Annotated in this window: 5 protein-coding genes and 1 pseudogene; 2 read left to right on the plus strand and 4 right to left on the minus strand. The window is 65.6% G+C overall.

From position 1 onward, the window contains the following. The first annotated feature begins 176 nt into the window (after window positions 1–176). On the plus strand, window positions 177–1,613 hold the full coding sequence (locus tag ACE039_RS04710) for a dihydrolipoyl dehydrogenase (RefSeq protein ID WP_448708588.1): 1,437 nt from the start codon (window positions 177–179) through the stop codon (window positions 1,611–1,613). Between the two features lie 77 nt (window positions 1,614–1,690). Here ACE039_RS04710 and ACE039_RS04715 read toward each other — a convergent pair whose 3' ends face one another. From ACE039_RS04715 to ACE039_RS04725, 3 genes are all read right to left on the minus strand, one after another. Further along, window positions 1,691–2,581 (minus strand): 23S rRNA (adenine(2030)-N(6))-methyltransferase RlmJ, encoded by an 891-nt coding sequence (locus ACE039_RS04715; protein WP_105560143.1) that lies wholly within the window; start codon window positions 2,579–2,581, stop codon window positions 1,691–1,693. A gap of 13 nt (window positions 2,582–2,594) precedes the next feature. Further along, on the minus strand, window positions 2,595–3,344 hold the full coding sequence (ugpQ, locus tag ACE039_RS04720) for a glycerophosphodiester phosphodiesterase (RefSeq protein ID WP_485821787.1): 750 nt from the start codon (window positions 3,342–3,344) through the stop codon (window positions 2,595–2,597). A gap of 190 nt (window positions 3,345–3,534) precedes the next feature. After that, window positions 3,535–4,827, minus strand: a complete 1,293-nt coding sequence (locus tag ACE039_RS04725) for a M20/M25/M40 family metallo-hydrolase (RefSeq protein ID WP_485821788.1) — start codon at window positions 4,825–4,827, stop codon at window positions 3,535–3,537. A gap of 355 nt (window positions 4,828–5,182) precedes the next feature. Between ACE039_RS04725 and ACE039_RS04730 the strand changes: the two genes are divergently transcribed. Continuing rightward, entirely contained in the window at window positions 5,183–7,147 is a 1,965-nt protein-coding gene (locus ACE039_RS04730; protein ID WP_485821789.1) for a SurA N-terminal domain-containing protein, read from the plus strand. A 32-nt stretch (window positions 7,148–7,179) separates the two neighbouring features. On the opposite strand, the pseudogene ACE039_RS04735 reads toward ACE039_RS04730, so the two are convergent. After that, window positions 7,180–7,322 (minus strand): annotated as a pseudogene (locus ACE039_RS04735) (arylesterase); the annotation flags it as partial.

A 7,322-nucleotide genomic window follows, 5' to 3' on the forward strand; every position in this document is an offset into this window, starting at 1 on the left:
CCCCCCCCCCCCCCCCCCCCCGCGCCGGCACGAGCTTCCCTTCTTACGCATCCTTACCGCATTCCTTGCGCGGCCCCCTTGCGGGCGCCGCCGGACGGAACTCGTCCCGAGGATGCGCAACAAGGCGGAACTCGCCTTTGCAACCTTGCTACCCGCAACATGGGGGATACCCAGTCATGAAAACTCTGCACACCGATATCGCCGTCATTGGCGCCGGCACCGCCGGACTGGCCGCCTATCGCGCTGCCAAAGCAGCCGGCAAGCGCGCGCTGCTGATTGAAGGCGGCCCTTATGGCACGACCTGCGCCCGGGTGGGCTGCATGCCATCCAAACTGCTGATCGCCGCTGCCGAAGCTGCCCACGGCGCGGCCCATACGGAAGCGTTTGGCGTGCACGTCAGCGGGGAAATCTCGGTGGACGGCGTTGAAGTGATGGACCGCGTCAAGCGCGAACGCGATCGCTTCGTCGGCTTCGTCTTGGAAAGCGTCGAGAACATTCCGGCCGAAGACAAGCTGCGCGGCTATGCGCGCTTTGTCTCCGATACCGTGCTGCGGATAGACGACCACACCGAGGTCCATGCGGCGCGCGTGGTCATCGCGACGGGTTCGCGCCCGTCGGTGCCGCCGCCGTTTCGCGCGCTGGGCGACCGCTTGGTGGTGAACGACGACGTCTTCGCGTGGGACGACCTGCCGCGTCGCGTTGCCGTGTTCGGACCCGGCGTGATCGGTCTGGAACTGGGGCAGGCGCTGGCCCGGCTGGGGGTCGACGTGCGTGTGTTCGGCGTCAGCGGCAGCCTGGGCGGGATCAGCGACCCCCAGGTGCGGCTGAACGCCCGCAAGATATTCCAGCGCGAGTTTTACCTGGACCCGGACGCGCGCGTCCTGGAAACCACCCGCGTCGGCGACGAAGTGGAAGTGCGCTATGTCACGCTGGATAACAGCGAACGCACCGAACGCTTCGACTACGCGCTGGTCGCCACGGGCCGCCGCGCCAATGTGGATGGGCTGGGTCTTGAGAACACCTCGCTGGCATTGAATCCGCAGGGCGTCCCGCTGTTTGATCGCGAAACGATGCAGGCGGGCGATTCGACCATCTTCATCGCCGGCGACGCCAACGCCGACGCGCCCTTGTTGCACGAGGCCGCCGACGAAGGCCGCATCGCGGGCGAAAACGCCGCGCGCTTCCCCGACGTGCGCCAGGGCTTGCGCCGCGCGCCGCTTGCGGTGGTGTTCTCGGACCCGCAGATTGCGCTGGCAGGCCAAGGTTATGGGCGCCTGGTTTCGGGCACTTTCGTCATCGGTGAAGTGGATTTCACCGACCAGGGGCGGTCGCGCGTGATGCTCAAGAACAAGGGCATGCTGCATGTGTACGCCGATATCGCGACCGGCCGCTTCCTGGGCGCGGAGATGGTTGGCCCCAGCGCCGAGCACATCGGCCACTTGCTGGCGTGGGCGGTGCAGCAGGAATTGACGGTGGCGCGCATGCTGGAAATGCCGTTCTACCACCCCGTGATCGAGGAAGGCTTGCGGACGGCCTTGCGGGATGCTGCTGCCAAGCTGGCCCGGGCCCAAGAGGCGCTTCGCAGCGAGGAATCGGAACGCGAAACGGCGTAACCCGGGCCGACTCCCGCCAATGAAATGGGCCGCGATATCGCGGCCCATTTTCTTTCTGCAGCGGCCTCGGGGGCGCGTCAGTCGTCCGATTGCTTCTTCGGAACCGGGAAGGGATTCTCGCGGTATTGCAGCGTGAAACCGGCGCGTTCGTCCTGGCCCAGTTCCCGCGCCAGATACGGCATGGCCTGCTTCAGGCCTTCATGCAAGGTCCAGGGCGGGTTGATCAGGAACATGCCGCTGCCATGCAGGCCATAGCCGTCGATGGTGGACTTCTTGACGGTCAACGTGGCGTGCAGCCAGCTCTTGACCTTCAGATTCTCGAAGTGGCGAGCCATTTCACTGGCTTCACGGCGCTGCACCAGCGGATACCAGACGGCGATGGTGCCGGTGGCGAAGCGCTTGACGCATTCCTTCACGGTGATCAGCGTGCGGCGGTAGTCGTACTTGTCTTCGTACGACGGGTCGATCAGCACCATGCCGCGGCGCGTCGGTGGCGGCAGCAGGGCCTTGACGCCTTCAAAGCCGTCATCGCCGTAGATGGTGGTCTGGCGCTGCGCGGCGCGTCCCTGGTGTTCCAGGTTGACGACCAGCGTGTCGATCTCGGTCGGGTGCATCTCGAACAGGCGCAGGCGGTCCGACGGACGCATCACGTCCAGCGCCAGCCACGGCGAACCGGGGTAGCGCTTCAGACGGCCGTTGGTGTTGTAGTCGCGGACGCGGGCAACGTAGTCGGCCAGCAGCGGCGGCAAGTCCTTGGCCTCCCACAGGCGGCCGATACCGTCCACGAATTCCGACGTCTTGTTCGCCCAGTCGCCTTCCAGGTTGTAGAGGCCTGCGCCGGCGTGGGTGTCCACGACCCAATAGGGCGCGTCCTTTTTGTTGAAGTAATCCAGGGTGTGGACCAGGATGGCGTGCTTGAGCACGTCGGCGTGATTGCCGGCGTGAAAGGCGTGGCGGTAACTGAACACGGGGCGTTCTACCTCAGGCGGCCGGCCGGATCGCGGCCAGCTCGTCAGTGAAAATGCCGTCGATGCCCCAGTCCAGCAGCAAGCGGGCGCGTTCGGGGTCGTTGACGGTCCAGGCCGCGATCCGGTAGCCGGCGGCATGCACGGCGTCGATCAGTTCGCGGGTTGCGTCTTTCTGGTTGATGTTCAGCGCGACGCAGTCATATTTGGCCAGGCGTTCGCGCCAGTCGGCGGGCACTTTTTCCACCAGCAGGGCGCGCGGCAGTTCGGGCGCCACTTCCTGCGCGGCCTGCAGCGCTTCTTCGGCGAACGAGGACAGCAGCGGGGGCATGCTTGCGCCTTGCCAAAGCTGCTTGCAGGCCAGCGCCACGGCCGCGCCGGTCTCGGCTTCGCGGCCCGGGCAGGGCTTGATTTCGACGTTGCTGGCGATGTGGTTGGCGACGGTGTAACGCGCCACGGCGGCAAAGGTCGGCAGCGGCTCGCCGGCGTAGGCGGCCGAGTGCCAACTGCCAAAGTCCAGTTGCGCCAGTTCCGCGTAGGACTTGGCGGCGGCCGGGCCATGACCATTGGAGGTGCGGTCGACGTCGTCATCGTGCATCAGCACGAGCACATTGTCGCTGCTCAGCTTCACGTCGTATTCGAACATCGTGAAACCATGCTCGGCGCCCACGCGCATGGCAGCCAGCGTATTCTCCGGCGCCAAACGGCCGCCACCGCGGTGCGCGATGTAACGGGAATAGGGCCAGGACGGGAGTTTTGCAGTCATTGTTGGTGTTGCGTGTGCTTCTTATGGACAGGGTTGCAAGGATACTCCTTCTTGCCCCCATGACGCCCGGCCCCGGCCTCCCGAACAACGGTCCTGCCCCCCGAAGAAAAGCCGCCGCCGGGCCGCCCCAAGGCGGCGCAGCCCCCTCGGGGGGCAGCAAGCTCGCGCAGCGAGCGCAGCGTGGGGGTCCTCACTTCAGCGCGGCTTTGTCTTGCGACACATCCATGATCATGCGGGTTGCCAGGTACAGGCGCGGCACGATGCTGTTGATCTGGATGTACTCGGCATCGTTGGAGTGGGCGCCGAATCCGCTCAGGCCCATGCCTTCGACGACCGGGCCGCGGGCTTTCAGGGCGGCGAACGCGGCGTCCGTGCCCCCGCCGCTGGCGCGGTCGACGACTTTCATCGGCAGGTCCAGCTCTTTATAGATCTGCACGCCGTGCTGGGCCAGGGCGCGGGACGCGGCGGTGGCCTCCAGGGGCGGCCGGCGCACTTCGAACTTCACCGAGACCTTGGATTCGGGCAGCAGTTTCTTCTGGACGCGCTCTTCCAGGGTGCGCGCCAGGGCGTCGAAGTCCGACACGCGCAGCGCGCGGGCGTCGGCCTGGGCGGTTGCCTGGCCGGGGATGACGTTGCGGTTCGTGCCCGCCTGGGCGACGGTCCAATTCAGTTTCAGGCCTTCCTCGGGCTTGGAGAGCTTATCCAGTTGCAGCAGCTGGTGCGCCAGTTCATATAGTGCGTTGACACCGCCTTCGGGGCGGGCGCCGGCGTGCGAGGTCTTGCCTTGCACGGTCAGGTAGGCTGCGCCGATGCCGCTGGTGGCAAGGGTCAGGCGGGCTTCGGCGCCGCCGCCTTCGAACGAAAAGACGGCGTCCTGATCGGCGCCCAGCCTCGTAATGGTGCTGCGGGCGCCCGGCGAACTGATCTCTTCGTCGCCGTTGATCAGCACGGTGATGGTGCCGAAGTCGCGAAAGCCCAGTTTCTGAAGCAGAGTCAGGGTGTGGATGATGGTCGCGACGCCGTGTTTGTCGTCGGCGATGCCCAGGCCGTAGGCTTTGTCACCGTCCACCCGGAACGGCTGGTCTTTCAGCATGCCATTGCGATACACCGTGTCCATATGCGCGATCAGCATGATCTTCTTGGTGCCGGTTCCCTTGAATTCGGCATGGACCATCGGGCCGACCTTTTCCGGGGTGTCGTCCAGCCGGAAGACATCGGTGGCCGGCAGGATCTCGACCGTGCCGCCCAGCGCCTTCAGGCGGTCGCGGATCAGGTCGGCGATGCGTTCCACGCCTTCGACGTCCTTGCTGCCGGACTCGATGTTGACCAAATCCCGCATGGTGTCGAGCATTGCCTGTTGCTGGCCCTTCGCGGCTTCGTGCACGGCGGCCACGGGCGCGGCCAGCGCCGCGTGCGCGCCGCCCAGGAAGGTCAGGGCGATACAAGCGCGCAGAACATGCAGGCGGGGAGAGGTAAGCGGCATCGAGGGAACCCTTTATGTGGCGGGGAAAGGGGCGCCGGCCGGAACGGCCTGGCGTCAGGGACGCAAGGCCAAATGGCGCGCGGCTCCTGAAAGTCACGATACGAGCGCGCGGGAAGCGCGAAAATGGTGATTTCCCGGGTTGACGGCGCACGCCTTCCATGTAGTGGGGACAGGTCGAAAGGCCCGCCGGGAACTTGAAGAGAATCCGAAGCTCCCATACGGGCGGGTAATGCTAAAATCCGCCGGCTGATCCGGTAATGACCGGTATGGGAATGGGCGAATCGAGTTCGCCCTTTTTTATGCGTTTTCTTGCGGCTCTGGGTGGATACCCCCGGAGCGCGGCAACAGGGATTCCATGTTCGAATTTATTCGCAGCCATCGGCGCTGGATGCAGTTCATCCTGCTGATTCTGATTGTGCCGTCCTTCTTCCTGGTCGGAATTCAAGGCTATGACAGCTTCATGCGCCAAGAGCCTGAGCTGGCGACAGTCGACGGCCAACCTATTTCGCGTGCCGAATTTGACCAGGCGCACCGCAACCAGCTGGAGCAGTTCCGTCAGCGCATGGGCGCGCAGTTCGATCCGGCCGTGATCGACACGCCGGCGATGCGTGAAAGCCTGCTGAATCAGCTGATCAATCAGCGCCTGCTGGCCAACGTCGCCGTCGACAACCGTTTCACGGTGTCCGACGAAACGCTGCGCAACACCATTGCCGCCATTCCGGAAGTGCAGGACAACGGCCGCTTCTCGCCCGAGCGCTATCGCCAGGTACTGGCAGCGCAGGGCATGTCGCCGACCTCGTTCGAAGCCGGCCTGCGCCGCGACCTGGCGGTCGCACGCGTGCTGGAACCCGTCGGGCAATCGTCGCGCGCGCCTACCGAAGTCGTGGCATCGCTGGAAACCGCATTGACCCAGCAGCGCACGGTGCAAACGCGCCGCTTCGCCGCTGCCGATTTCCGCTCGCAAGTCACCGTCACGCCGGCCGACATCCAGGCTTGGTACGACGCCAACAAGCAGCAGTTGCAGGTCCCCGAGCAGGTCCAGGTGCAGTACCTGGTGCTGGACGAGGCCGCCGCCACGCAAGGCATTCAGGTCAAGGACGAAGACCTGACGGCCTATTACGAGCAGAACAAGAACCGCTTCGGCCAGCCCGAACGCCGCCGCGCCAGCCACATCATGATCGAACTGGCCCCGGGCGCATCGGAAGACGCCCGCAAGGCTGCTCGCATCAAGGCTGACGACCTGGCCCGCCAGGCCGCTGCCGATCCGGCGCAGTTCGCCGAATTGGCCCGCAAGAATTCGCAAGACGCCGGGTCGGCTGCCAATGGCGGCGACCTGGGGTGGCTGGCACCGGGCATGTTGACCGGCCCGCTCGAAAAGGCGATTTTCGGCCAGGCCAAGGACCAGGTGTCCGGCGTGGTGGAAAGCCCGTCCGGCCTGCACATCGTGAAGGTTACCGAGATCCAGCCTGCGGCCATCAAGCCGCTGGCCGAAGTCAAGGACCAGATCACCGGCGAAGTCCGCAAGCAGCTTGCCGCCGTGCGCTTCTCGGAAATGGCCAGCCAGCTGAACAAGCAGGTCTATGACCAGCGCGACAGCCTGCAACCCGCTGCCGATGCCGTCGGCCTGAAGCTGCGCACCGCCTCGGGCGTGACTCGCGAAGGCCTGCTGCCCGCCGATAAGGCCGGTCCGGGCTCGGCCGCCGACAGTCCCGATGCCGCGCTGTTGGATAATCCGCGCGTGCGCCAGGTGCTGTTTTCGCCCGACGTGCTGCGCGAAAAGCAGAACTCCGGTGTGATCGAACTGTCGCCTGCCACCATGATGGCCGTGCGCGTTGCCGCCGTGGAACCGGCGCACGTGCCGGCGCTGGACAAGGTCAGCGAGACCATCCGCGCCAAGCTGCTGGATGAACGTTCGGCCGAAGCCGCCAAGAAGGCCGGTGAAGCCGCGCTGGCGGCCGACAAGGCAAATCCGTCGGCGGCGCCGGAAGGCTTCTCGGCGGCCGTGACCGTGTCGCGTCAGAATCCCAAGGACTTGCCGCAAGCGGTGGTGGACGCCGCGATGCGCCTGCCGGCCACCCAATTGCCCGGCTATGCCGGCGTGCAGTCGGGCGCCGACTACACGTTGGTGCGCCTGGAAAAGGTCGAAGCCGGCACGGTGGATGCCGCCGCCAAAGACCGCCTGACGCAGCAGTTGTCGGGCGGCCTGGGCCAGGCTGAAATCGAAGCGCTGCTGAAAATGCTGCGTGAACAGTACAAGGTGCAAGTGCTGCCCAGCGCCGCCGAAGTCATCCGCGGCGAGCAGCCGCAGGCGGCAGGCTGATCAGCAAGAAAGGGCCTTAACGCCAAAAGGCCCTAGTTCAACAGTGGCTGCAACGTCGGCCACACGTTGTCCAGCAATTGCGGCTGGGCATCCTCATTCGGATGGATGCCGTCGGCCTGGAACATCGCCCGGTTCGTTGCGATACCTTCCATCAGGAAGGGCACGAGCCGGGCGT

The sequence above is a fragment of the Achromobacter maghribensis genome (assembly GCF_057334215.1).